Origin of the sequence: Virgibacillus salinus (assembly GCF_900102415.1) — a bacterium.
GTDB classification, from domain to species: Bacteria; Bacillota; Bacilli; order Bacillales; family Amphibacillaceae; genus Lentibacillus; species Lentibacillus subterraneus.
The window spans coordinates 1,158,412-1,184,681 of record NZ_FNKD01000001.1; the positions used below are offsets into that span (position 1 = coordinate 1,158,412).

Sequence of the window (26,270 nt, forward strand, 5' to 3'; positions counted from 1 at the left end):
TAGGGTCTCTTTTTTTACTACGAAGACTGGTACTTTGATATACCGAAAAAGATAAGAAGAAGGATTAATAACTAATGGGGAATAATGTTATTTGAGATCAATTTTTTTATGAGTAAATGACAAGTGGTCTGTTCTCTTAATCCTAATAATGAAGAACGTTAAAATGTTGATAGTTAAGCTAATTAAATAAGAAGTATCTCATTTAATTAAGATATAATAGAAACTTGATCTATAAATTTTGCATTATTTAATACAAAAAAGCCACCAAAAGATGGTGGCTTTAAATTACTAGTATGTTAACTGTTTTCCTTCCTCGATTGATGCTTCTGATTTGTTAGATTCTGTTAATAATCTAGCATATGGTATAACAAAGTTTGCAAATTCTGTTACATTAGCTATCACTTCAGGACCGTTTGGATCTGCTTCCATAAGACTCAGTTCCCCATTCTCATCAAGCGCTAATTTTATGTCCGCTTCGCTAATTGATTCGTCGTGTGCTTCCTCAATAGTGTTAACAATTTTACTAGATAATCTTTCTAATCGTCTATGCAACGATGTCGAATAAATTGAACCAAAATTGTCTCCATTAAAATCCTTTTGCTCTCTATGAATTTCTTGTTGTTTAGTATTATCCACATTGTTTTTAACTTCTGAACGAAGACTTACTATACTCCATTCATTATTATTTCCTTTGGCCATGTGTACATGAATGTTGAACGGCTGACTGCTATTTGTAATAAAGCCGGAATCTTTTTGGACGATAAAATTTTCTTTTTTCATTAGATTTTTCAAGTTATTTACTAATGGAAATTCACTGTATTCTTTAATTGTTTTTCCTTTTGTCACTGAATATTTACCATTAGCATTTTTTTCAATGTACTGACTAGTTAAAAGGGAACCAATTTCAGGTTTTACTATCACTTTCCCATATCTTTCAATGAACCGGAATACGTCACGGGTTCGGTGGATCCTTTGATAAGGTGATAGAAGGTTAGCCAATTCTTCATTTGTTTGCAGTTTTTCGTATAATTCCGAGCGCTTGCTGGTGAGGGCTGACCATTCGTTTGTAAAAGGAATATCTTCGAGTTCTTCATATAACACTTGGGCTCTTTTAGCACCTCTCAATTTAAGACGGTCAATTATTACATCAGGGTATTCAACGACTTTAGGTGTCCATTCGTTGTTTTCGTAAAAGAATCCTTTTATCAGCATTTCATCATAATCAATGTCCTTTGGTGAAAAGGAATAAAAATGGACATTAGCTTCTTTTGCTGCTTGAATCGCTGCCGATGCTAAATTGTCATTTGTCTGTGCTCCAAGGAGCATACCGATAATTGGTCGGTTATCTAAATCAGCAAACGGAAGATTTGTTGTTCTTGCGTTGAACTTCCCCTTTACCTTACTAGCTTCACGAATGCTGTCTGTATGAACTAATACATTCTTTGCAATATATTTGGCATATCCTATTGTGTTCACTGCTCTTTTTTCTTCATGAAATGCCGTTTGTGGACCGTTGTTTGTTTCATGCATCCAATATCGTCCATTTTCATCAATTGCTAGGTCGATACCAAGTTCATCCAAGGCAAGGCCGTGAAGTTTGTCAAGATGCCAAGCCAAATCCATGGATAGCTTTAGGATAGCTTGTTCATGTTTTTTCCCTTGTTCGCCATATTCATTTGTAAGAAAAGTAAGCAGATCCTCAACTCTACCTTCTGTGCTGATATTACTAAGATTACTCTTCTTACTTCCAATACGTGGGTATATATGAGTAAGTTGCCATTTTCCTTCCATGTCTTTTTGAACATGTGCACGAATATGGTAAGGTTCGTCATTTTTTGTCCTGGTATGAATGTAACGCTGAATAATATAGCTGCCTTTTTGACTTAAAATAATTTTTTGCAGCCATTCATTAAATGCGCTCTGATTTAAAATCTGTTGTTTCTTTTGGTCCAATAATGAATAGCGGTTACCTTTTTTAGTAATGAAGTATATATTTTCTCCCCGATTTCCTGAAAGAGCCTTAAATACAACACTGTTATTTTCATCTAAAAAGTCATGTATCATTACTTCGTTGGTACAAACCTTGAAGGGAACAAGTAATTCAGCATAATCTCTATGTTGTACGATTCGCTTTGGTAAGGAGAATTTATTACCGACATGGAAACTGGTGAAAGGAATTTGTCGGCGTAATTTCCGCTCGGTGTGTGATCTTCTTCCTCCGCCAACATTATTAATAACATCCGGAAAAGCCGCTACAGTACGTTCCCATTTTCCATTCTGCCATTCATCCGCTTCTATTTGTCCTGAGTTAAAGTCAACATCACTGGAAGAGAAAAAGAGTAACCTTGTATTTTGCCTCTCACTTTCCTGAACTAAGGCATTAACACGTTCTTTTGTGTAAAATGTTCTGGGATTCCGTAGTGAAGCAAAAACACCGATTGTAATAAGTCTGTTTTCATCTTGAACACCTACTTTTTCTGAAAAAGAATTTCTTAAATCTTTAAGCAGTGGTATAAATGAAAACTGTAGTATTTCTGCAATCTTGGTAAGCTTCCCATTTTCAAGGTTCTGTGCGATTAAGAGTAATTGCTTCTCTACTTTATCTTTTTGTGGAGTATATTCAGCCATTGAGGAAGTGATGATTTTATTAACCGTCTCAGCCCCTTCAAGCATGGAACTAAAGATGAATATACTTTGATTTAATTCTTTATTTTTTACTAATTTATAGAAGTGATCTGACGCTTCTAATAATGTATCTATTATATTTAATGCCTGGTGAAGTTGTTTATCTTTTGTATTTTCCATATCTGACACTCCTGTATAACTTATTTCTAATAAAAGGACTTATATATATTATCGGACAATCATCATGATTATTTAAGGTGATAGTAGTAGGTTTCTTGGAATCCAATTGTTTTTATTACTTTATAATTTTTAAAAAATGTACGTTTTTGTTTAATGTTATATATCAGTTAAACAATTACCTTCCCATTTAACACCTGGTCCTAATTGTGCTACATTATAGGTAAGACATATTCAATCAATCGGAGGTACATAAATGAATTCACTATTGAAAAATAAAAACATAGTTGTAATGGGTGTTGCGAACAATCGCAGTATTGCATGGGGTATTACAAAATCTCTTCACAATGCTGGGGCAAACTTGATTTTCACCAACCGCCAGGAACGTTCGAAACAAAAGCTGGAAAAACTCCTCGCGCAAAATGAAATTGATCCAACACTAATTGTGTCATGTGATGTTGCTGATGATGAGAGTATCGTTAATGCATTCCAGGAAATTGGTGAGAAAGTTGGCACCATTCATGGACTTGTCCATTCGGTTGCTTTTGCGAACCGTGACGAGCTGAATGGTGAATATGCGGATACGTCTCGTGACGGCTATCTTCTAGCACAAAATATTAGCTCGTATTCACTAGTTGCTGTGACGCGAGAAGTGAAAAAGCTGATGACTGAGGGTGGCGGTATTGTCACGCAAACGTATCTTGGTGCTGAGCGAGTTGTGCCTAATTATAATGTGATGGGAGTTGCTAAGGCAGCACTTGAGGCTAGCGTGCGTTACTTGGCTGAAGATGTTGGTAAGTATGGTATTCGTGTGAATGCTGTTTCAGCTGGTCCGATTCGCACGTTATCAGCTAAAGGTGTATCTGGTTTCAATGATAAAATGTCGGTTATTGAAGAAAAAGCGCCGCTCCGTCGTCAGATTGATCAGGACCAGGTTGGCGATGCGACTGCATTTTTACTTAGTGACATGGCACGTGGTGTTACTGGTGATGTGTTGCATGTGGACTCCGGTTTTCATATTATCGCTGGATCATAAGAATAGGCGAGCATCCTACACAGGGTGCTCGTTTTTCAATTTTATCCCCCAAATGCATTACGAACTCCTACACGCCAGTGCATATACTAAAGTATACAAGCGCACTATAGAGTTCCTTCTATTACTACTATTATCGAACCAGGGCCCCGAAAAGTGGCATCAATCTCTAAACTAATTCTAAATACCTATAACCTAAAGGCTTAGCAAGAACTTGTACCAAGACCAAAAACCAAACATTTGTTCGTATTTTTACCGAATTTTATGCTATACTATTTAATAGATAAAGTTCCTTTTAGGGATAGGTCAGTTACCCCAGTGTTATAAAGGGGGTGAGGCGATTGGGTGTTTTTGAAGTCTTTTTCTTGCTGATCGGGTTTGGAACATTTATGACCGGTCTTCTGACGCTGATTGTGCACATGATTAATAAAAAATAGACCTCCCTGTAAAGCCGCAAAGCGTTAATGGGAGAGGCCTATTTTGTGGATAGCTGATCCCCTAAGGGAACCGCTTATCATATGGCCACAGCTGTAACTGTGGTCTTTTTAGTATATGCATATTTCTACCTACATTATACCACAAAGTTTGGTGATGAAAAGAAATAAGAATGAGGTATTAATTACCATTAGAATGTGGGGAAGTATTATCGACATGATTCGATAATTATTTCCTGGGCAATAATACCCTTTAAAAAGAGAGATGAGTTATAACTCATCTCTCTACAAAATTAATTATCGTCTATTTTAAACTTGTTAACTTGCTGTTGCATTTCTATAGCGTATGTTTCAAGTTCTTCTGCCAGGTGGTTTAATTGCTCCATTGATGCTGTTTGCTGTTCAATTGACGCTGATGTTTCTTCTGTCCCTGCTGCAGTTTCCTCGCTTATCGATGCAATGCTTTGTGTATTACTGGAAATAATCCGCTCCTGACTTATGATTGTTTCCATTATATCCATTACCTTGTTAATTAATTGATTATTGGTATGAATTGTATGCTGTATACTTGTGAATGCTTGTTCTGTTTCACTAACTGATTGTGATTGGGTTTGGATGACTTCGTTTGTTTTACCAATCAATGTTACCGAATGCTTTGTTTCTGATTGCATTTCTTCGATTAACTTGGATATATCCCCTAATGCGCTTTCAGACTGTTCTGCTAACTTTCTTACTTCATCTGCTACAACTGCAAATCCGCGTCCGTTTTCTCCCGCTCGAGCAGCTTCGATTGCTGCGTTTAATGCGAGAAGATTTGTTTGGCTTGCGATATCAGCAATTTTAGTGACAATCTCGTTTATATTTGTTGATTTGTCATCAAGTGATTGGATTGCTCTGACAACCTCACTGGTTATTTGTCCTGTTTCTTCAGATTGTTTACGGAGACCGTTTACCGTTTCTGCTCCTTTTTCAGAGACTTCATCCATGACTCGAGCTTCATCATAAACTTTTCTATTATATTCTTCTATTTGTTTAATCAATGTTGACAGTTTTTCGGTAGCAGCTGCATTCTGTTCCATAATTTCTGATTGCTCGCCAGCACCTGTTGCAATTTGTTCCATAGTTGTTGCGACTTCATTTGATGAAGCAGTATTTTCTTCTGCACTTGCAACAAGTGTTTGTGATGCTTCGGACACGTTGAATGAAACATCTTTAATTTTGATCATCATCATCCGCATTTGCTGGAGCATATTATCAAAACTTTCGGAAAGCTGGCCGATTTCATTATGTGTTTTGACATTAGATTTGGCTAAAAGGTTCCCATTCTCAACTTCCTTCATCGTTCCTTGCAGGTTCTTAATAGGTTTCGTGATTCTTCGTGTTGTAAAAAACGAAATTACGATTGCAAGCAGCAAAATAATTAGCAATGTAGCGATAATCGGAATTAAAATACTGCTTGCCTGGTCACTAAAGTCACTTTCAAATACTGTTTCTCCAAGAACCCATCCAGTTGTGCTGTTCGTGGTGAACCCTAGGATTTTTCCCTCGCCGTTTTCGGTATATTCAATAACACCGTTAGCGCCATTGCTGTTAAGTCTACTATAGAATGCGGTCTCTTCAGCACTTTTTCCAACAAGTTCATCATTAGGATGGGCAATGAATGTTCCCTGCTGGTCAATAATCATCGCATATCCTGAATCACCAGTTTGAATGTTGTTTGTCATGGATATTAGCGTATCAACTAGAACATCTGCTCCAATTACACCAACGACTTGTCCATATTTGCTATAGGATTGCGCGGCGGTAACAATTGTTTTTCCTGATGCAGCATCTACGTAGGGCTTTGTCCAAATAACTTCTCCGTCAGCTTCAAGGGCTGCTTTATACCAGTCACGTTCACGCGGATCAAAGTCATCTGGCAGGTCCGTTTCTGGATAAATGGTTGTTTCACTGGAAAGTTCAACACCTGTATAGATATTTGCGATATTGGGATTCGCCTCTACAGTCTCTCCTAAGTAATTGACAATAGCTCGCCGGTTTTTTTCATCATAGTTAACAAATAATTCGTTTTGAGTTAGACGTTTTAAAATGCTTGTCGTATTGTCAAAAAATACATTAAATGTATCGTTGAGGTTACTCATTTGTGTTTCAACACTTTGTGCTTTTTGATCAATTATCATGTTTTTGCTTAACGTGTAATTTGTAAAGGCTATGACTGCCCCGGCAATAATAATTAATGATAAAAACGGTACGAGTATCTGTCGCTGCAGTGATTTACTAAAGAAGCTGCCTTTTTTCTTTATCTTTAGTTTCTTTTTCTTATTTTCCCCCATATATGTATCCCCTTCTGCTTTTGCTATTATTATTATTTATATCGGAAAATATTGTCGAAAATTGTAGTGAAATGTGGTGTTTAACCATTTAAATTATTAGGAATATAGTGAAAGCTAGAAAGTTATCTACCAAACGTTGTAGGAGGAAAGGTTTTTCTGTTTCGGCAGGAAATCGTCGTTTTTAACTATGCAATTCTGTTATGCTATATTGTTAGGAAGAGGATTTTTGGAAGGGAATTGTACAAATAATGTCAGCAACTGATAATCAAAAAAAGTTATATCGTTTTTTACTTATAGCAGGTATTATAATCGTGGCGTTTAACTTGCGACCAGCAATTACATCTGTTGGTCCGTTAATCGGAATTATACGCGATGATGTGGGGCTTTCCAATTGGAGTGCAGGGATTTTGACTAGTCTGCCTCTCGTTGCGTTTGCAGTGATGTCACCAGTTGCGCCTAAGCTTGGCAACAGGTTTTCGAATGAACGAACATTAATTGCAGGTCTTATTCTTCTTTTATTTGGTATTACGGTTCGTTCGTTTCCCTTTGCAGCACTACTATTTATTGGAACATTATTTGTCGGGCTTGGAATTGCAATTTGCAATGTGCTTTTGCCTGGTGTCGTGAAAGAAAAGTTTCCGACAAAGGTAGCATTAATGACTAGTGTATATTCAACAGCAATGGGAATTTTTGCTGCGACGGCTTCAGGATTAAGTATTCCATTTGCACGTGGGTTGAATATGGGCTGGCAATTTGCACTAATCATATGGACCGTCCCCGCAATCATTGGAATTATCATCTGGATGTATCTGTCTAAAAAGAATAAAGCAGACAATGATGTCGAGATGCAATATGTTACTGTGAGTGACAATCGCATGTGGAAGTCACCACTCGCATGGCAGGTTGCCTGTTTTATGGGGCTTCAATCGTTTATGTTTTATGTAACGATTTCGTGGCTCCCAGAAATTTTGCATGATTATGGTGTTAGCATGGGAACTGCTGGATGGATGCTTTCATTTATGCAATTTATAGGATTACCTGCGAGTTTCTTCGTTCCGATGATTGCTGGGCGTTTCAAATCACAGCGCGGAATTGTGCTCGTAATGACAACCTGCGCACTGGGTGGCTATGGTGGTCTTTTAATAGGGAAGTCATATGCTGTCATGGTTATTAGTACGATTTTAATTGGAATTACGTTGAGTGGATCATTTGCTCTGGCATTAGCTTTTTTGGGAATGCGGGCACGTAATTCACGTCAGGCTGCAGAACTGTCAGGCATGGCGCAGTCGCTCGGTTACACGCTTGCGGCAGTCGGTCCTATGTTTATCGGGTATTTATATGATGTAACACATGTCTGGACGGTTCCATTACTTACATTAATTGGGGTAGCACTATTGGTCATGGTTTTCGGAATGGGTGCTGGCCGTAATCGTTATGTGTTGGACTGAGCTTGAATATGCTATCATACTAGTAAAAGAAAATCCGGGAGGCAATCGGTATGCATTTTACCTTGCACGCTATAGGTGATTCGGCAGTTAAGGTGGATTTTGCTGATGGTGTTTCGCCTGAGTTAAATAGGGAGATTCAGTTATTTTGCAGTAAAATAGGTTGTGCTGCAATTCCAGGTATCGTGGAATGGGTGCCAGCATTTGATTCGGTTACGATTTACTATCGACCACAATGTTTAAACTACACGGAAGTCTGTGACAAAATTTATCAGATAAATCGAATGAATATTGATAGAATAGAGTGTAAATCACGACTGATTTCAATTCCTATTGTCTACGGTGGGAAGTATGGTCCAGATTTGGGACGTGTTGCTGAATCGAACAATTTATCAGAGAATGAGATTATACGGATTCATTGCGAGCAGGAATACCTTGTTTATATGTTAGGTTTTTTGCCAGGCTTTCCATACTTAGGTGGTCTGGATAAGCGGATTGCAACACCACGACTGGATGAACCTCGGGCAAAGACTGTTGCAGGTTCTGTAGGAATTGCCCATGAACAGACAGGAATTTATCCGATAGACTCGCCAGGTGGCTGGAACATTATTGGAAAAACTCCTCTCACATTATTTGATAGTGAGAAAGAGGATGCTTTTCTGTTTCGGGCAGGTGACCGTGTGAAATTTTATGAAGTTTCGGATAGTGAAATTGATAAGCAAGTAGAAAGTGGGGAGTTTGTGGTAGAGGAGGCTGACGATGGTTCAACGGATTGACTTGAATTGTGATATGGGTGAGAGCTTTGGAGCCTACACAATTGGTTCGGATGAAAAATTACTGGAATCTGTTACATCAGCGAATATTGCATGTGGTGCACATGCTGGTGATCCTACAGTCATGGATAGAACTATTCGTTTGGCAAAAGAGCATAATGTAAGTATTGGTGCACATCCAGGCTTTCCTGACATAGCTGGATTTGGCCGTCGTATGATTGACTTTTCGCCAGATGAAATTTACCGAATGATAGTTCATCAGATTGGAAGCTTGCAGGCATTTTGCAAGGTGCATGGTGTTCAGATGCAACATGTGAAGCCACACGGTGCGATGTACAATTTGGCAGCTAGAAATCGTGATGCAGCGGATGCTGTCGCACGTGCTGTGTATGACATCAACGCTGAATTGGTGCTGTTTGGTTTAGCTGGGAGTGAACTGCTTACGGCTGGCCGTGAACTAGGATTAACTGTTGCATCAGAAGTATTTGCTGACCGGACATATCAAGCTGATGGAAGCTTGACCCCTAGAGGCAGAGTGGATGCCATGATTAATGATGTGGATTTTGCTGTTCAACAGGTAGAGCGAATGTTGAATGAAGGTGTTGTGCGCACTGTAAACGGAGGATCTGTAGATATTGAGGCAGACACGATTTGTATTCATGGTGATGGTAAACATGCTGTATCGTTTGTTGAGAAGTTACGCGCGATGTTAGAGCGTGCTGGGATTGTTGTTAGCTCGATGGGCGATTAGATTCGAGCGAACGGGAGTCAAACTCGAGCGACGGGAGTCAAACTCGAGCGACAGAGAGTCAAACTCGAGCGAGCGGGAGTCAAACTCGAGCGACAGAGAGTGAAACTCGAGCGAACGGGGGTCAAACTCGAGCGAGCGGGGGTCAAACTCGAGCGACAGAGGGTGAAACTCGAGCGATACCCCACCGCGATCGTTCATCAGCATAGCTACAAAATCTCCAAATACATAAGTGAAGTGGTGAATAGGATGCAGAGTGAGAAAATTTTCCGTGTCATAAAGCCTGGTGTGCTTACAACATTTCAGGATCTTGGTCGGGCTGGTTATCAGAAATTTGGTGTGCCTGTTTCTGGTGCAATGGATACGTTTGCGCTGCAAATAGCTAACATTCTGGTTGGGAATCAACGTTCTGCTGCATGTCTTGAAGTGACGCTAGTTGGACCTCAGCTTGAAATGACTGCACCTGATCCAATCACGGTTGCTCTTACAGGTGCGGAACTGGAGCCGAAACTTAATGATAATTCCATCAGGATGTGGAAAACATTCAGAATGGAAAAAGGGGATCGTTTAAGCTTTGGCAAGCATCAATCAGGGGTGCGGGCATACATCGCGACAGCTGGAGGATTTGATGCACCTGTGTTTTTTGGCAGTAAGTCAACTGATGTGAAGAGTGGGTTTGGTCGCTCGCTAGTAGGAGATGATTATATATATGGGTACCCGACTGAAGCGAAACACGGCATTGGAATCACCAATCCGCCAATCTATCAAAAATCGGTAGAGGTTGCTGTTATCGAAGGACCACATACGGATTTTTTCACAAAACAAGGACGATATAATTTTTTCAACAGTCCTCATACTGTAAATGCGAATTCGAATAGAATGGGGTATCGACTAAAATCGGAGCCGGTAACACATGAAGATAATATGGAAATTTGGTCTGATGCTGTTCCCTTCGGTGGAGTTCAGATTCCAAGTAATGGTTCGCCAATTATTCTAATGGCGGACAGGCAGACTACAGGAGGATACCCTCGGATAGGAACTGTCATTTCATCAGATCTGCCAAAGATTGCTCAGCTTGTACCTCAAGGAGAAATCCGCTTTACCCCGATAACAGTAGAAGAGGCTCAGCAACGAGTAATTCAAATGGAAAAGTTCTTATTTAAATTAGAAAGATTCAAGCTAAACTAAGGGTGAAGGGGGGAGAAGCCTTGAAGAATCATCCGAAAATAAAAGTTCCTGCAACAAAATGGGAGAAGTTTTTAAACATATCATCAGTAATCATACTTATTTGTTCAATTGTATATGTTATACAAGCGTATAACAGTTTGCCTGAATCAGTTCCTACTCATTTTAATGCAAAAGGCGAAGCGGATGCATGGGGGAACAAGGGTACAGTCCTACTCATGCCGGGGATTGCTTTTGTTTCCTTCATAATTATGTATTTTGTAACGAAAGTACCACACACATTCAATTATATGGTAAGAGTGACTGAAGAAAATGCACCACGATTATACGCGTTGGCGCGAACATTTATGGCAGCAATTAATTTAGAGATGGTCGCAATTTTTTCCTATATTGCCTGGGCTATGGTACAATCTGCAAATAGTGGAACAGGGCTAGGGATAAGCTTTGTTTTTTTCGTAATAATAGTCCCTATAGCAACAATTATATCATTCATGATTAAAATGAATCGAGTTAAATGATTTTATACTAGGATGGATAATGGCGTGACAGAGTGGAGGAGCGTATAAATGGATAAACTAAAATTAGTAGCATTAGATATGGATGGAACATTATTGAATAGTGAGGAAGAGGTTTCCGAATTTACGAAAGAAGTGATTGCAAAAGCCTTGGTGAAAGATGTGCATGTTATATTGAGCACCGGTCGCTGGCTTGATTCCTGCTATCCGTATGCTGAATTACTTGAACTGCCATCGTATCTGATTACAAGTAATGGCGGCGAAATCTGGACTGTAAATAAAGAGCTGAGAGATCAGCACTTACTTGACCCTGAGCGGGTTCAGATGATGTGGGAATTAGGTGATAAGCTTGGTTTACATAGCTGGATGGTAACAACTGATGGCGTATTTCGTGGAACACGTCCTGACGATTTTTTTGCCCATAAATGGTTGAAATACGGTTGTGATTCGCTTGATACGAAAAAGCTTGATATGGTTGTTGAGGAACTATCGCATTACGATGAACTGGAGCTTACGAATTCGCTGCCGACAAACGTTGAAGTCAATCCTAAAGGGGTTAACAAAGCAAGTGCTCTTAAGAAAGTATGTCATGAAATTGGCATTACAATGAATAACGTAATGGCTGTTGGCGATAGTTTGAATGATATAAAAATGATACAGCAAGCTGGACTTGGAGTTGCGATGGGAAATGCGCAGGAGGCAATAAAGAATGTTGCAGATCATGTGACAGATACAAATAATAATGATGGTGTCGCTAAAGCAATTGAAAAGTTCGTGCTATAGAAAAGCTCCCTAACATTAGGGAGCTTCTTTAGATTCCTGCAATCCAGTACATTACAAATGAAAGTAATATGGATGTAGTCACCATGGCGATTAGAGGTCGCATTGCTTTATTTTTTACATCTATCAGGCTGACATTCAATCCTAATCCCACCATCGCAGCGGTTAAAATAAAAGTCGTAACCTGGCTTACTGCGTCCATAGTAATATCGGATACAGGAACTATATCACCTAAAACATAGCTCCCGAAAAGACTCATTCCAATAAATCCAATCAGAAACCAGGGAAAGCTGACTTTTGTATTACTGTCATCATTCCGGTTTCGCATCCAGAAAATCAGGATGAAACAAAGCGGGACAAGCAGGAAAACACGGCCAAGTTTTGCCAGCAAAGCAATTGCCAATGCATCCTCCCCAGCTGGTTCTGCTGCCAGTGCGACATGGGCAAGTTCATGTAAGGAAATGCCTGACCAGATGCCGTATTGCAAATCAGTAATCGGCAGCAGCGGCTGTATAAGGGTATAAATTATAGAAAAAATAGTTCCAACTAATGCAATAATTCCTACTCCAATTGCAGTGTCCTCATCTTTCGCCTTGATAATCGGGGATACAGCGGCAATCGCTGCAGCACCACAAACTCCTGTGCCGACTCCAAGCAATAAAGCAAGCTGTGTGTTTGCTTTTAATTTTTTCCCGATATAAACGGTGAGTAATATGGCAAAAACAATTGCAATAGCACCTTTAGCCAGCAGTCCAAGACCATCCTGCAAAATAATATCAACATTAAGTTTTAAACCATATAAAATGATGGCGAACCGCAATAAATATTTTGATGAGAATTGTATTCCCGCACGGAAAAATTCAGGATAGCCGAAAAATTGTCTATATATGATTGCAATAATGATTGCGCCGGCTAGTTGACCGACACGGCTAAACCCTGGAACTAGCGCCAGTATGTACCCGACAAGTGCAATAAAAAAAGTGAATCCGATTCCGGCAATCATTTTTGTGAACGGGTGTGTCTTTGATGTCATAGCTGTTTCCCTTTCTACTGTAGAAGTTTCAGAATAAGTTCAAGTATAATCGTTATAGCTTACGGTTGTCCAATAGGTATATTTTAACTAATTTTCGGATATAATGAATTAATGTTGCTTGTTCCCTTACTTTTTTTGCTATAAAGGAGTATAATGGATAGAGTACCATGAAAGGGGTTGCTGTTATGTCATTTTCTCGCGGGCCAAAAGAGCCAGTGCCAGAAGTGGACACAAATGTATGGTCTTGTACTAGTGAGGACTGCTCAGGATGGATGAGAGAATCATACAGTTTTGAAGAAGAGCCAGAATGCCCACTCTGTAAATCTTCAATGAAACAAGAAGTACGTGTACTTCCAGAATTGAAGTAGTTAATATGGTATTGAAGCTATAGTAAAAGCAATTTATATTTAATATTTCGTTAAGATGTCATGATAGGCATCTTTTTATACTTTCTTAAAGTATAAGGGAAACTTTGGTTATAAGCCTGGGATTTCCTATTAGTGGCGCTGGGAGACTGGCGTCTTTTACTATATATGCTTCAGCATTTCACCAAGTCAACCCTCTTAATTTAGGGTTGGCTTATTTTTTATATAGATAATTCTAATAGTTGTCATAATTCCGAATTTATTGGTATAATGTGATATAGAGGCTTCATCAGGGACTACTTCATCAAGTTAATTGTAAGCGTTTACAATAATAAGAGGAGGAATGATTGAATGAAGTATGCGAATCCAAACACTGACGGGTCCAAGGTGACCTTTAAGGACCGTTATGACAATTTTATTGGGGGGGAGTATCGGGCTCCTGCGAATGGAAAATATTTTGAGAATGTAAGCCCAGTTACAGGGAAGGTATTTTGTGAAATGTCCAGATCGACGAAAGAAGATGTGGAGGCTGCTGTTGATGCGGGAGAAGCCGCCATGGATGCTTGGGGAAAAACCGCTGTAGCAGAACGAGCAAATATTTTAAATAAGATTGCAGATCGCATGGAAGAAAACTTGGAAACACTAGCGGTTGCTGAAACTTGGGACAATGGTAAAGCGGTTCGGGAAACATTGAATGCGGACTTACCCCTGGCAATTGATCATTTCCGTTACTTTGCTGGAGCAATACGCGCGCAAGAAGGCGGTCTAAGCCAGATTGATAATGATACAGTAGCATATCATTTCCATGAACCTTTGGGTGTTGTGGGACAAATAATTCCTTGGAACTTTCCGCTATTAATGGCAACTTGGAAGCTGGCACCAGCACTTGCAGCTGGTAACTGCGTCGTTTTGAAACCAGCTGAGCAAACACCTGCATCAATTCATATATTTCTAGACTTGATAAAGGATCTATTGCCAAATGGTGTATTGAATGTTGTGAATGGATTTGGTTTAGAAGCAGGAAAGCCACTAGCGTCGAACAGCCGTATTTCTAAAATCGCCTTCACAGGTGAAACAACAACAGGTCGATTGATTATGCAGTATGCTTCGGAAAATATCATTCCGGTTACACTTGAACTTGGTGGAAAATCACCGAACATATTCTTCAAGGACGTAATGGATGAAGATGACGGATTCCTGGATAAAGCAATTGAGGGTCTGGTCATGTTTGCCTTAAACCAAGGTGAAGTTTGTACATGTCCCTCACGAGCGTTAGTTCACGAGTCGATTTATGATCAATTTATGGAACGAGCGATCGCACGTGTGAAAGAAATTAAAATTGGTCATCCACTTGATACCGATACGATGATGGGTGCACAGGCATCTGAGGAACAATTGGAAAAAATAAAATCGTATCTTGATATCGGAAAACAGGAAGGTGCAGAAGTACTTGTTGGCGGTGAGGTCAACAAACTTGAAGATGACATGACAGATGGATACTATGTTCAACCTACGATATTTAAAGGAAACAACAAAATGCGTATTTTCCAGGAAGAAATTTTTGGGCCAGTACTTTCTGTAACAACTTTTAAAGATAACGAAGAAGCTATGGAGATTGCTAACGATACATTATACGGCTTAGGTGCTGGTGTATGGACACGTAACATCAATACGGCATATCGCTTCGGGCGTGGAATTGAGGCAGGCCGAGTATGGACGAATTGTTACCATCAGTATCCAGCACACGCTGCTTTTGGTGGCTATAAAAAATCAGGTATTGGACGTGAAAATCACTTGATGATGCTTGATCATTATCAGCAGACAAAGAATCTATTAATTAGCTATAGTGAAGGTGCTGCTGGATTCTTTTAAGCAGTTAAAAAGCTTACTGAATACAACGAAGGCTTGGACTCCAAAGCTAAAGGGACTCTAAGAAAGCAAAGAACGCATTCTAAGAATCCCTTTAGCTTTAAGCCAAGTTTGTTTACTAGTTATGCTTACAGGGGGTTGGGAAAAGGGGTACGAAAATCCTTTTCCACATATAATAATCGTGTCGAGTGAAATTAAATAGAAAGGGTGTAAAATATGGCTGATCGTGTAACGGCAACTGAAGAGGCGATAAGTCTGATCAACACATTAGCTGAAACACACGGGCCACTCATGTTTCATCAATCAGGTGGCTGCTGTGACGGAAGCTCACCGATGTGTTATCCGAGGGATGAATTTCGCATTGGTGATTCAGATTTGTTACTAGGTGAAATTGGTGAAACACCTTTCTATATCTCAAAGGACCAATATGAGTATTGGAAACATACCCAGCTGATCATTGATGCTGTAAAAGGTCGTGGTGGAATGTTTTCATTGGAGGGACCTGAGGGCAAGCGGTTTTTGACAAGATCAAGGGTGTTTACCGAGGAAGAACGAGCGGAATTACAGTGAAGAAAAAAGTCATGCGGAGAGCGAGACTCCGCATGACTTTTTTGATGGGATGAGTTGGGTCGTAACATATAAGGACGAGAACATCGACAGCACAGCACAGCACATCAACTGAACAGCATAGAACATCAACAGAACGTTAACTCAGTCCCTGGACTGAGGGTGAAAACATCTCTACGACTGATGTACTTCTCTGACAAATCGGTATAATGAAGTTAACAAAGTTTGGAAGGGGTTTGGGAACATGGGGAGTATCGTAACGGTTGATGGAATTAAAAAGAGCTATAAAAAACGTAAGTCTAAGGAAGAGTTTGTTGCTGTTAAAGGTGTTTCATTTGAAGTTGGGAAGGGGGAGATTGTTGGCTTGCTTGGGCCAAATGGTGCAGGTAAAACAACAACGATTAAAACAATTTGCGGACTGCTTGTTCCTGACGATGGTTCGGTTACGATAAATGGGTTCGATAGTGTGAAAGAACGCAATAAAGCATTGGGCCATATAAGTGCAGTTCTTGAGGGGAATCGAAATCTATACTGGCGCTTGAATGTGCTGGAAAATATGGAGTATTTTGCAGGCAATCGGGGTGCCTCGAAAAAGGAAATTAAAACGCAGGTAAATGAACTATTGAACCTCTTTCAGCTTCAAGATAAAAAATATGAATTGGTAAATAACTTATCACGTGGCATGCAGCAGAAGCTGGCGATTTGTGTGGCAATGCTTGCAGACACTGATGTGATCCTGCTGGATGAACCAACACTTGGACTTGACGTGGAAACAGGATATGAAGTTCGTGAATTACTTCGAAAAATCGCCCACGACCAAGGAAAGACGGTCATCATTAGTACGCATGACATGCCGGTTGTTCAGGACTTATGCCAACGGACAATTATTATTAATGATGGGAAAGTGATTGCAGATGAACGTGTAGATCAGTTGCTGCGACTATTTGAAACAAGTGCATATCAGGTGAACCTGAAGGAAGGACTGACTGAAGAACAGCGGGAGATTCTTGAGCTGAAATTCCCGATCCACAGGTGGGAAGGGTTGAAGCTTGAAGTCAGTTTTGAGCAGGAACAGGAAATTTATGATTTGATGGAAATTTTCAAAAAGAACCAGACGCCAATTGAAACAATCAATCGTACCGAAATTAATTTTGAACAGGTGTTTCGAAAGCTTGTTAAAGAGGAGGTGGCTTCATGACTTCTTTTTGGAACGTGCTGCGCGTTAATACGAAGATGGAATATCTCGAATTAGTACGGTATAAAGCTAATACGATAAGTCTTCTTTTGACATTTTACATTATTTTTATTGCGATGATGTTTGGGATTCAGGTTATTGGTGATCCGGCTCAGGCTGGTACAAATACTCAGTTTGTTATTGTGAACTATATATTTTGGTATTTTGCCATGATGGTTCTGCAGTCAATTGGGTGGACGATATCCGATGAAGCAATGAAAGGAACTTTAGAGCAACTTTTTATGTCGCCAGTGAGTCCATGGAAGATATTTCTGTCCAGAATGTTTGGGATGATTTTCAACCATTTTGTTTTAGTCATTTTTCTGTTATTCGTATCAATGGCGACTGCTGGGCAATGGTTAAATCTCAACCCGTTTGCTATCATTCCTATTCTTCTGTTGACGTTGGCCAGTATGATAGGTGTCAGTTTTGTCATAGCGGGAATGGCGCTTATTTTTAAGCAAGTTAGTGCATTTTTGCAGATTCTTCAGTTCATCATTGCTGGACTGACGTTTGTTCCATTATCAGTTGCGCCGTTCATGGTTGCTGCTCCATTTGTGAAAGGCGTGGATATGACCAGACAGGTGATGATTAATGGCTATACATTAGCAGATTTTACAATGATAGATTACGCCTGGCTGATTGGGAATTCTATTGTTTATGGAATTATTGGAGTCGGTATTTACCTGGCATGTGAAAAGTACGCTATGAAAAAAGGTTTGCTTGGACATTATTAAGAAAAAAATCGTTATCCTTAGGGTGACGATTTTTTACATGGTAAAGTAGAAGCAGGAGGTGTTCTTTTGAAGAAAAAAATTGCGATGATACAGATGGATATTGTATATGGTGAACCTAAAGAGAACTTTAAGCGAACAAAAGAAGAGTTTGCAAATGCAGTGAAAACAGGTGCCGATATAATTTTATTGCCTGAACTGTGGACGACTGGCTATGACTTAACCAGGTTAGATGAAATAGCGGATAAACATGCTATAGAATCGATTGCGTTTTTAAGTGAATTGGCAAAAGAGTTCAATGTAATTTTAATTGGTGGATCCGTTGCTGAACAATGTGATGATGGGGTACGGAATACATTGCTAGTAATAGATCAAAAAGGAAAGCTGATCCACAAATACAGCAAGCTTCATCTGTTTCAACTAATGGATGAACATCTGTACCTGGAAGCAGGACAGGACGAAGCAGAGTTTACATTGGATGGAGAGTCCACTGCGGGATATATTTGTTATGACATACGCTTCCCGGAGTGGATGCGCAAGTCAGCTGTCAGCGGTGCCAAAGTAATGTACGTTGTAGCTGAATGGCCAAAGCCAAGAATCGATCATTGGCGCGCACTTTTGCAGGCACGTGCCATTGAGAATCAATGTTATGTAGTTGCTTGTAACCGGGTTGGTGCTGATCCGAAAAATGAATTCGGCGGTATGTCGCTTGTAGTTGATCCGTGGGGAGAGATTGTCGCTGAAGGCGGAAGCGGCGAAGAGATTGTCACTGCAACAGTAGACTTTGATCTAGTAGATGAAGTCAGAGGACGAATACCAGTCTTCCGTGATCGGATTGTGGAGAAGTACTAGAATATTATCGAACCTAATCACCAAACCTCCACAGCAATCATAAAATGAATAGGCTATACTTATACTTTTGGAAAAGGAAGTGTTCTATATTGCCTAATCTACATTATTACGTCACTGGTAATACCGCTGATGGCTTGGTAAATTTTTTGGATAGTAATTTAAATGGGATCGATCAGGTTATTAAGCTCAGACATCCTTCAGCATCACTTAAAACGAAAGTAATACAGAATTTGCTTGAGCATTACCAGAATAATACGATAGAAGTTCTTCATAGTCCTTTAGGGAGTCGGTACCTGGACGGTATCATTATTCGTGAAAGATCACTGGCATTTTTAGATGAGGCAATTGTAACCGGAGAATCGACTGCAATTAACCTGGAAGAAACAGTCCCAACAAAGGACTATCCGGATCTAACAGATTTCAACGTTCTAACCCAATCTGCATATGATAGTTTTGCTAAAGGGTTAAGTATTCACGATGAGTTGGAAGAAGTCTATATTAGTCAAATGGATTTTAATCGTGCGGATCAATTTACAGCAGAATTTATCTCTAGACTTCTAACAGGTGTTTCGAAAAAAGACCGCACAGCCCATACCTTCCACAGGCTTTTTGGGACCAATACAGTTGATGGAGTTGTCAATGTTGTTCCACATCTTAATGAGAATATCGAAAACGTATTTTTTATCAAAGGGCGTGCCGGGACAGGTAAATCGACCTTTATGAAAAAAATCAGCAAAGCATGCGTAGAACATGGGTTTGACGTTGAGATGTATCATTGCAGTTTTGATTCGAATAGCATTGATATGGTACTAGTTCGTGATTTGGATGTATGTATTTTTGACAGCACTGATCCACATGAATTTTTCCCGGAACGTGATGGGGAAGAGATTGTAGATTTGTATGAGGAACTTGTTACACCAGGAACCGATGAACGATATGAAGCTGAAATTAATGAACTGAATAATAACTATAAGTCCTATATGAAGCAGGGTATCCTGTACTTACAGCTGGCTGGTATCAAGTTTGACAAAAATGAACAAGGTTTTTCGAACACCGATGTTCAGAAGGCCGTTGTTTATACGCTGAACAGCGTATAAACTGCTGGTTAACAGGCAAGCTATCTTTAGTCTGCAGCAATTGAGTGGTATAATGCAACTTTCAATTTTCCGAAAATTTAACTTGTGTTTTCGTGCGTTATATAGTAGAATGAATTTACAGAAAATTAAGAGTATATTATGCTCTGGGAGGTGCAAGAGTGGTTACAGTGAAGATGTTGAAGCCTTATTATATCAAAGCAGATGATAATTATGTTCGAGTAATTTTGGCATATCAATATTTTGCGGTATTCATTAATAATAAGGTTTACCAATTTGTGCCGATTGAATCAAAGGAAATCCGTATTAATCGCAGAACAAAAAAAGTCGAAAATCTTGGTGCTAGGTTTGCTTTTCAAAAAGGTAAAGACATCATTTACATGGCTATGAGCGAGCTTATATCACTTCCTGATTTCTTAGTTCAATTACACTCGATTGCTGATCCGTATTATTTAAATAAAGAGATAAAAAGTGAACCAAATTATGAAAGTGAAGCTATTATTGATGAGTTAGAGCAATTAAACATGAAACGATTGATTGATAAAGCATTGGATAATCGCGATTACGAGGCATTTCAATCATTAGTGAAATTACTTTAAGACACTTCCTCCAATTTTAGGGAGTCTTTTTTTGGGCAGAAAAGAGGGTATAACTACTTTCTTACTGTATAAGTATAACGAAGTCTTTGATCATTAAGGCTTGGCGATAATCTCAATAATCTACTATCATCTTTTTTTTATAGGTTATTTGCTTAATATTAAAAGTGTGATATTATATTAAAGGCTATAATTACTTGAAATGCCAATTGTTATATTTTAAAAAAAAATGAATCGGTTCTCTCCTTGCTATAATTTTATAGTAAGGTTTTTCTATTTTTGTGGGAATTTATCATTATATTGAAAATTATCATACATTTTTGAGAATTGAACCCGGCTCATTTTAACAGCTAGAATTTACATAAGGAAGGTGTTTACTTTGTCAAAGCAGGATCCAAATCCAGAATTTAAGCCTTACGTACCAGCATCCCAAAAACCACCTGAACTTACATGGGTTGCAATGGTTATTGGTGCAGTATTGGCAATCGTATTTGGTGCAGCAAATGCATATTTAGGTCTTATCGTTGGAATGACCGTTTCTGCGTCAATTCCAGCAGCAGTAATTTCAATGGCAGTACTTCGTATTATTATGAAGCGAACGTCAATTTTAGAGAATAATATTGTGCAGACGATCACATCAACTGGTGAATCGCTTGCTGCTGGTGTTATTTTTACTTTACCTGCATTATTCATTTGGCAGCTTGAGCCAAGTTTGACAACAATCGCTATTATTGCTCTAGCTGGTGGTATTTTAGGTGTTGTTCTAATGATACCACTACGCCGTGCATTGATTGTTAATGAACACAAAACACTGCCTTATCCAGAAGGAACAGCATGTGCTGAAGTACTTCACGCCGGTGAAGAGGGCGGAAAAGGTGCTAAGCTAGTATTTAAAGGGCTTGGTATTGGTGCTGGTTTTAAACTGTTAACGGATGCCGTTAAAGCATTCCCTTCTTCAGTAGAATGGGAGATTTATAAATTTAAGAACGCAGCAATTGGTATGGATACATTACCTGCATTACTTGGTGTTGGTTACATTATTGGTCCTCGTATCGCAGGAATAATGTTTGCTGGTGGTGTATTGGGCTGGTTAGGAATTATCCCGCTTATCAGCTATATTGGTGATTTTGCAACAGCACCAATTTATCCTGCTGAAGTCCCAATATCGGAAATGGACTTCCATGCTATCTGGGACAATTATCTGCGGTATATCGGTGCCGGTGCGGTAGCATTTGGCGGTATTGTAGGGCTCCTTAAAACATTGCCAACTATTGCATCTTCATTTAGTGGGGCAATAAAAGGATTTTCATCATCTGGTGATGGCGAAGACCTGCGTACTGAAAGAGATATGCCGATCACGCTAATTGTCGTATTAGTGGTAGTATTTATGGGTATTCTCATGTTCTATCCAACAATTGACTTAGGATTTATAGGAGCAATTCTGCTATTTATCTTTGGATTCTTCTTTGTAACAGTATCATCTAGAATTGTTGGTATTGTCGGAAGTTCCTCAAATCCTGTATCTGGAATGACTATTGGAGCATTAATCTTCATTTCACTTGTACTATCTGCAGTTGGTCAGACTGGACAAGCAGGTATGGTTACAGCAATTATCATCGGTTCTGTTGTTTGTATTGCGGCTGCTATTGCCGGAGATACCTCACAGGACTTGAAAACAGGCTATATTGTTGGAGCAACACCAAAATGGCAACAAATTGCACAGCTTTATGGGGTTTTAGTTACAAGTGTTGTAATTGGCTTTATCCTGATTTTACTTGATAATGCATATGGATTTGGCTCTGCTGAACTTCCTGCACCACAAGCGGTTCTTATGTCAATGGTTGTTGATGGTATTATGAGTGGTGATCTTCCATGGAACCTAATCTTTATTGGTGCAGCAGCTGCAGCAACTGTTGAGCTGTTTGGTATAGGATCATTGCCATTTGCGGTTGGATTATACTTACCAATTCATTTAACTTCTCCAATAATGGCTGGTGGACTAATCAACGCCATCATTTCTCGTAGTACAAAAGATAAAGACGAGTTGAAGGAGAAAAACGAACGCGGAATTTTACTTGCTTCTGGTTACATTGCCGGTGAAGCGCTAATGGGTGTTATTGTTGCATTAGCTGTAACAGCTGGTGTCGTATTCCCTAGCGAAGCATTCTTCGGTCCGCTTGCATCGATTATTGCGTTTGCACTTGTAGCATGGTATCTATTCCATACTGCAAACAAAAAATCATTAAATAAATAATTTTAAACTAATTAAGAGCCAGTCCTTTTGTTTGAGGGCTGGCTCTTATTAATGCGATAACCAAATTTTCTAATCTAAGGAAACTTCTGTTATGATTGTTTTTATAACGAATGGAATTCTGCTACAACATAAAATCCAATCCAGGACAGGAGGTATTCCATTGCAGCAGTGGCATTTATTTATTGCTTTTTTTCGAGTGGGGATGCTGGGCTATGGTGGTGGCCCTGGTTCGATACCGTTAATACATAAAGAGGTCGTTGATAAATATGAGTGGATGAGTGATGAGGACTTTGGTGACTTGCTTGCGCTAGCAAATACACTCCCGGGACCAATTGCTACGAAACTAGCCGGCTATATTGGGCATCGTGTATCTGGATTAGTTGGTATGATAAATGCTGTTCTCGCAACAATAATACCCACTATTATCCTGATGATTATCCTGCTGTCGTCATTATCGAGCATCAAGGACGTTGGCTGGGTTCAGGGTATGACTGCAGCAGTTATTCCTGTTGTGGCAATGATGCTGGCGGTTCTCACGTTGCAGTTCTTTGATAAAGCCAGAAAAGGCATGGGATGGACGCAAACCCTTGTTATGTCAGCAGTCATATTTATATTATTTCAATTCCTGAATGTACATCCGGGGATAATAATCGTTGTCCTAATTTTAATAGCCCTTCTCAAGAAGGATACCCCACCTGCTGATAAGGGTGGTGCTACCCAATGAAATATTGGCACATTTTTTTGGCCTTTTTTATACCTGGTATACTTGGTTATGGTGGGGGACCTGCATCAATCCCACTAGTTGAAAATGAAGTTGTACGTCGATATGAATGGATGTCTGTTCAGGAGTTTAGTGAAATGCTCGCACTTGCTAATTCACTTCCTGGACCAATTGCGACTAAACTTGCTGGCTATATCGGGTATGTAGAAGGTGGTCCGCTTGGTGCTGTTATTGGAGTGTTCGCAGCAGTGGCACCATCACTTATTATCATGATATTACTGTTAGGTGTATTGTATAAATACAAAGATTCACCAAAAGTACAGCGGTTAACATTATATGTGCGTCCGGTTATCGCGATTTTACTCGGTGTCATGGCATGGCGTTTTTTTCAGACGTCATATGAAGGAATTGGATTGTGGCAGGTTCTGCTAATTACCATATCAAGCTTTCTTTTAATTGAGCGAATGCGCATCCATCCAGCAATTGTAATCGGAATCACATTAGTATACGGAGCATTTTTATTATAGAGAGGTATTTCTTAAATGGGAATGCTTCTTTTTTATGAAAAAATTGATCTGCATCAAGGAATTATTAACTAATTCATATGATAATAAAGATAAGGAGGAGTTGGGATGGAAATTAACGAGTACTACACAGACGTAGATCGAATGGTCAATGAAGGGCTGGCAGGCGGATATTTAAATGAGAGATATGGCGATTCACAACTTGAACTTCCGGAAAATGAAAAGGATAGGTGATGATTATGAACATATCATTAGATTTACTCATGCAGGAATATTCATTGGTTTTTATTATAGTAATAATAACTACAGTTTTGACAATTATGATGCGTTCCTTCCTAATTACCTCTTTACAAGTGCTGCTACTATTAAGTTTATCTACTGTTCTACCAGAGAGTACGGGTATAATCCAGTTCATACTCATAGCAGCTCAGATTGCACTCAGTGGAATAGTAGTTTACAAGATTTATAAGGCGATAGATATGAATTACCGGCTTGTACTAGAGAAAACACACCAGGCCCGCCCCGACCTTATAGTAGATGAGTCAAGGGGATGCAGATTTTCATTCTGGAGGACAAACTAGTTTTTGCTACCTTTTAATAGGTAGTATTTTTTTGCAATAAGCTACTGTATAAGCGCTACAAAAGCTTGTCCAAAAGCTGGGTTTTCAAGTGTTGCAATGTAATCTGTTGGGCAGTTTAGTGAGCAGAAATGAACCAGAACATTTTAATTGTGAATTTGAGCCGAATGTGTGACAGTTCGATCCAATTCACAATCATACCACAATGATACCGTGCGGCATTTTGGATAAAAAAACCCTTCACCAAGTCCTCATAAGATATATTATCCTCGTATTTCTAGTACGTTTACATGTATTTTTCGAAAGAATACAACAATTCTATACAATTATTTGATATTATAAAGTTGTATTACTATTTACCTAAGGGGGGGATTAGTTGTATTGCAGTGAATGTGGAACAAAGAATGACCCGCATGCATTATATTGTGTGGAAGATGGATATCCACTACAGACTCAAGTTAGTAGAAGTTTACGTGTTAATATAAATTCATATTGCGGGTTATGTGGTACAGCAAATAACCATATAGCGAGATATTGTGCGGAATGTGGCAGCTCATTTGAAACTTATAAAGAATCGAAACATTATTCTAGAAGTCATACATATTTTGATATAGATCTTGGAAAAAAAGTTCTGCCGGGGTTTCTGTTGTCTATTGGCATTTTGTTCCTAATAATTATAATAATGGCTTCGGTAAAGGGCAGTGGTTTAATTGATTTATTCATGAAAGTATTTATCCCTTTGAATGAGGAAGTATTGGATAAACTCAGTATTTTGGATTTTGCTTTAATTACTAATCTAAGCAGTTTCTTGATTGGAATTGGTGATGCGGAGTTTTCTCAACAGCTTGCATTTTCTTCTACGGGGTTAGTATACCTTGCCTTAATTCCAGCGATTTCATTAATCGCTGGCGGGTTATATTCGAAGTATCGGAATCCAATCATCGAAGAATGGAAGGCAGCTGTATTTTTTGCTATAGGATATGGTGGCTTGCTGGGAACAATTTCAATTATTACAGGTGATAAAACACTTGAAAGTGAATTCTACATTTTTAATATTGATTACTACTTTATTAGTGCATTAATCAATGGGCTATTTATAGGGTTCTTCTTTAGCTATGTAGGAATGCTTATTTTCAAAGGGCCTTTAAAGGAAAAGTTGCAGCTTATTTCGTATCAGAGGGCTCTATATTATAGTTCTTTAGCCTTTGTAGGAGTGATTATTATAGCTGTGATTATAAGTGTATTTCAATTTACACAATACACTTCAGTTATTTCTGAAAAGAGAATGTTTCAGGATGTTGTCGGTGATTCAATATACGCTGATATATCTTTTGTTGGAAAGATTGCAGTCTATTTGTTAAACCTTGCAATGTTTAATACATTTATTTTCCAGGGTACACATGTGGAAGCTGTGGAGTACTCGTTTTACGCTGGAATTTCCAATACAGTAAATGAAAATATGGGAGGACTTATTGACTTTATTATTCCTGTGAAGATGTTTGAATCCTACGAGTTTATATCAGTTATAATTGTGGCCATATTCTTTATTATTGTTGGCCGTTTAATAACAAAATCGCAGAAGCACTATATAAATACGATTGTAATGTACAGTATTTTCTTTGCTTTTATTGTTTCATTTTTTACATATCATTTATCGATAAATTATTCAATTCAACACGAAGAGGTGAATAATCCACAGGGTTTCTTTGCTGGCTTTAAACTAATTCAAACGTTTTTCATAAGTTTATTATACGCCGGATTGACAGGGTTTATCGGTGCATATTCGAGAAAGCTTTTCTGA

General features: G+C 39.0%; 24 protein-coding genes. 21 read left to right on the plus strand and 3 right to left on the minus strand.

Going from position 1 to position 26,270, the window contains the following annotated elements; all coding sequences use genetic code 11:
* Window positions 1–288: 288 nt before the first annotated feature.
* Window positions 289–2,805, minus strand: a complete 2,517-nt coding sequence (locus tag BLS02_RS05415; protein WP_092491924.1) for a YheC/YheD family protein — start codon at window positions 2,803–2,805, stop codon at window positions 289–291.
* Between the two features lie 253 nt (window positions 2,806–3,058).
* Here BLS02_RS05415 and fabI point away from each other — a divergent pair, with 253 nt between their 5' ends.
* Window positions 3,059–3,838, plus strand: a complete 780-nt coding sequence (fabI, locus tag BLS02_RS05420) for an enoyl-ACP reductase FabI (RefSeq protein ID WP_092491925.1) — start codon at window positions 3,059–3,061, stop codon at window positions 3,836–3,838.
* A gap of 338 nt (window positions 3,839–4,176) precedes the next feature.
* The gene (locus BLS02_RS18750; protein ID WP_175476711.1) at window positions 4,177–4,272 is read left to right on the plus strand and encodes a putative holin-like toxin; all 96 of its coding nucleotides are present in this window, start codon (window positions 4,177–4,179) and stop codon (window positions 4,270–4,272) included.
* A gap of 290 nt (window positions 4,273–4,562) precedes the next feature.
* Here BLS02_RS18750 and BLS02_RS05425 read toward each other — a convergent pair whose 3' ends face one another.
* The gene (locus tag BLS02_RS05425) at window positions 4,563–6,602 is read right to left on the minus strand and encodes a methyl-accepting chemotaxis protein (RefSeq protein ID WP_092491926.1); all 2,040 of its coding nucleotides are present in this window, start codon (window positions 6,600–6,602) and stop codon (window positions 4,563–4,565) included.
* A gap of 248 nt (window positions 6,603–6,850) precedes the next feature.
* On the opposite strand from BLS02_RS05425, the gene BLS02_RS05430 reads away from it, so the two are divergent.
* The 6 genes from BLS02_RS05430 (at window position 6,851) to BLS02_RS05455 (ending at window position 12,051) form a co-directional block, all read left to right on the plus strand.
* Entirely contained in the window at window positions 6,851–8,050 is a 1,200-nt protein-coding gene (locus BLS02_RS05430) for a CynX/NimT family MFS transporter (protein ID WP_092491927.1), read from the plus strand.
* Between the two features lie 50 nt (window positions 8,051–8,100).
* Window positions 8,101–8,823 (plus strand): 5-oxoprolinase subunit PxpB, encoded by a 723-nt coding sequence (gene pxpB / locus BLS02_RS05435; RefSeq protein WP_092491928.1) that lies wholly within the window; start codon window positions 8,101–8,103, stop codon window positions 8,821–8,823.
* The gene (locus tag BLS02_RS05440; RefSeq protein ID WP_092491929.1) at window positions 8,807–9,571 is read left to right on the plus strand and encodes a LamB/YcsF family protein; all 765 of its coding nucleotides are present in this window, start codon (window positions 8,807–8,809) and stop codon (window positions 9,569–9,571) included. The genes pxpB and BLS02_RS05440 overlap by 17 nt, the downstream gene beginning before the upstream one ends.
* A 246-nt stretch (window positions 9,572–9,817) precedes the next feature.
* Window positions 9,818–10,756, plus strand: a complete 939-nt coding sequence (locus tag BLS02_RS05445; RefSeq protein ID WP_092491930.1) for a 5-oxoprolinase subunit C family protein — start codon at window positions 9,818–9,820, stop codon at window positions 10,754–10,756.
* A 20-nt stretch (window positions 10,757–10,776) separates the two neighbouring features.
* Window positions 10,777–11,271, plus strand: coding sequence for a DUF1648 domain-containing protein (locus tag BLS02_RS05450; RefSeq protein WP_175559439.1), 495 nt, complete (start codon window positions 10,777–10,779; stop codon window positions 11,269–11,271).
* A 48-nt stretch (window positions 11,272–11,319) separates the two neighbouring features.
* Complete coding sequence (locus BLS02_RS05455; protein WP_092491932.1) at window positions 11,320–12,051, plus strand: Cof-type HAD-IIB family hydrolase; 732 nt, start codon at window positions 11,320–11,322, stop codon at window positions 12,049–12,051.
* A gap of 28 nt (window positions 12,052–12,079) precedes the next feature.
* On the opposite strand, the gene BLS02_RS05460 is transcribed toward BLS02_RS05455, so the two are convergent.
* Complete coding sequence (locus BLS02_RS05460) at window positions 12,080–13,081, minus strand: YeiH family protein (RefSeq protein WP_254788728.1); 1,002 nt, start codon at window positions 13,079–13,081, stop codon at window positions 12,080–12,082.
* A gap of 185 nt (window positions 13,082–13,266) precedes the next feature.
* Between BLS02_RS05460 and BLS02_RS05465 the strand changes: the two genes are divergently transcribed.
* From BLS02_RS05465 to BLS02_RS05525, 13 genes are all read left to right on the plus strand, one after another.
* The gene (locus BLS02_RS05465) at window positions 13,267–13,449 is read left to right on the plus strand and encodes a cold-shock protein (RefSeq protein ID WP_092491933.1); all 183 of its coding nucleotides are present in this window, start codon (window positions 13,267–13,269) and stop codon (window positions 13,447–13,449) included.
* A gap of 348 nt (window positions 13,450–13,797) precedes the next feature.
* Window positions 13,798–15,318 carry an aldehyde dehydrogenase gene (gene adh / locus BLS02_RS05470; protein ID WP_092491934.1) on the plus strand — a complete coding sequence of 507 codons (1,521 nt, stop codon included), beginning with the start codon at window positions 13,798–13,800 and terminating at the stop codon, window positions 15,316–15,318.
* 213 nt (window positions 15,319–15,531) lie between these two features.
* Entirely contained in the window at window positions 15,532–15,885 is a 354-nt protein-coding gene (locus BLS02_RS05475) for a DUF779 domain-containing protein (RefSeq protein ID WP_092491935.1), read from the plus strand.
* A 241-nt stretch (window positions 15,886–16,126) separates the two neighbouring features.
* The gene (locus tag BLS02_RS05480) at window positions 16,127–17,080 is read left to right on the plus strand and encodes an ABC transporter ATP-binding protein (protein WP_092491936.1); all 954 of its coding nucleotides are present in this window, start codon (window positions 16,127–16,129) and stop codon (window positions 17,078–17,080) included.
* Window positions 17,077–17,853, plus strand: a complete 777-nt coding sequence (locus BLS02_RS05485) for an ABC transporter permease (protein ID WP_092491937.1) — start codon at window positions 17,077–17,079, stop codon at window positions 17,851–17,853. The genes BLS02_RS05480 and BLS02_RS05485 overlap by 4 nt, the downstream gene beginning before the upstream one ends.
* Window positions 17,854–17,919: 66 nt before the next feature.
* Window positions 17,920–18,702, plus strand: coding sequence for a carbon-nitrogen family hydrolase (locus tag BLS02_RS05490; protein WP_139180769.1), 783 nt, complete (start codon window positions 17,920–17,922; stop codon window positions 18,700–18,702).
* Window positions 18,703–18,791: 89 nt separating this feature from the next.
* Window positions 18,792–19,799 carry a hypothetical protein gene (locus tag BLS02_RS05495; RefSeq protein ID WP_254788729.1) on the plus strand — a complete coding sequence of 336 codons (1,008 nt, stop codon included), beginning with the start codon at window positions 18,792–18,794 and terminating at the stop codon, window positions 19,797–19,799.
* A 158-nt stretch (window positions 19,800–19,957) separates the two neighbouring features.
* Window positions 19,958–20,395 (plus strand): IDEAL domain-containing protein, encoded by a 438-nt coding sequence (locus BLS02_RS05500; RefSeq protein ID WP_092491939.1) that lies wholly within the window; start codon window positions 19,958–19,960, stop codon window positions 20,393–20,395.
* A gap of 376 nt (window positions 20,396–20,771) precedes the next feature.
* Entirely contained in the window at window positions 20,772–22,646 is a 1,875-nt protein-coding gene (locus tag BLS02_RS05505; RefSeq protein ID WP_092491940.1) for an OPT family oligopeptide transporter, read from the plus strand.
* A 160-nt stretch (window positions 22,647–22,806) separates the two neighbouring features.
* The gene (locus BLS02_RS05510) at window positions 22,807–23,370 is read left to right on the plus strand and encodes a chromate transporter (protein ID WP_254788730.1); all 564 of its coding nucleotides are present in this window, start codon (window positions 22,807–22,809) and stop codon (window positions 23,368–23,370) included.
* On the plus strand, window positions 23,367–23,894 hold the full coding sequence (locus BLS02_RS05515; protein WP_092491942.1) for a chromate transporter: 528 nt from the start codon (window positions 23,367–23,369) through the stop codon (window positions 23,892–23,894). Before BLS02_RS05510 ends, BLS02_RS05515 begins: the two co-directional genes overlap by 4 nt.
* A 105-nt stretch (window positions 23,895–23,999) precedes the next feature.
* The gene (locus BLS02_RS19315) at window positions 24,000–24,125 is read left to right on the plus strand and encodes a hypothetical protein (protein ID WP_281243651.1); all 126 of its coding nucleotides are present in this window, start codon (window positions 24,000–24,002) and stop codon (window positions 24,123–24,125) included.
* Between the two features lie 720 nt (window positions 24,126–24,845).
* Window positions 24,846–26,270: a zinc ribbon domain-containing protein gene (locus tag BLS02_RS05525; RefSeq protein WP_092491944.1), complete on the plus strand. Its 1,425-nt coding sequence runs from the start codon at window positions 24,846–24,848 to the stop codon at window positions 26,268–26,270.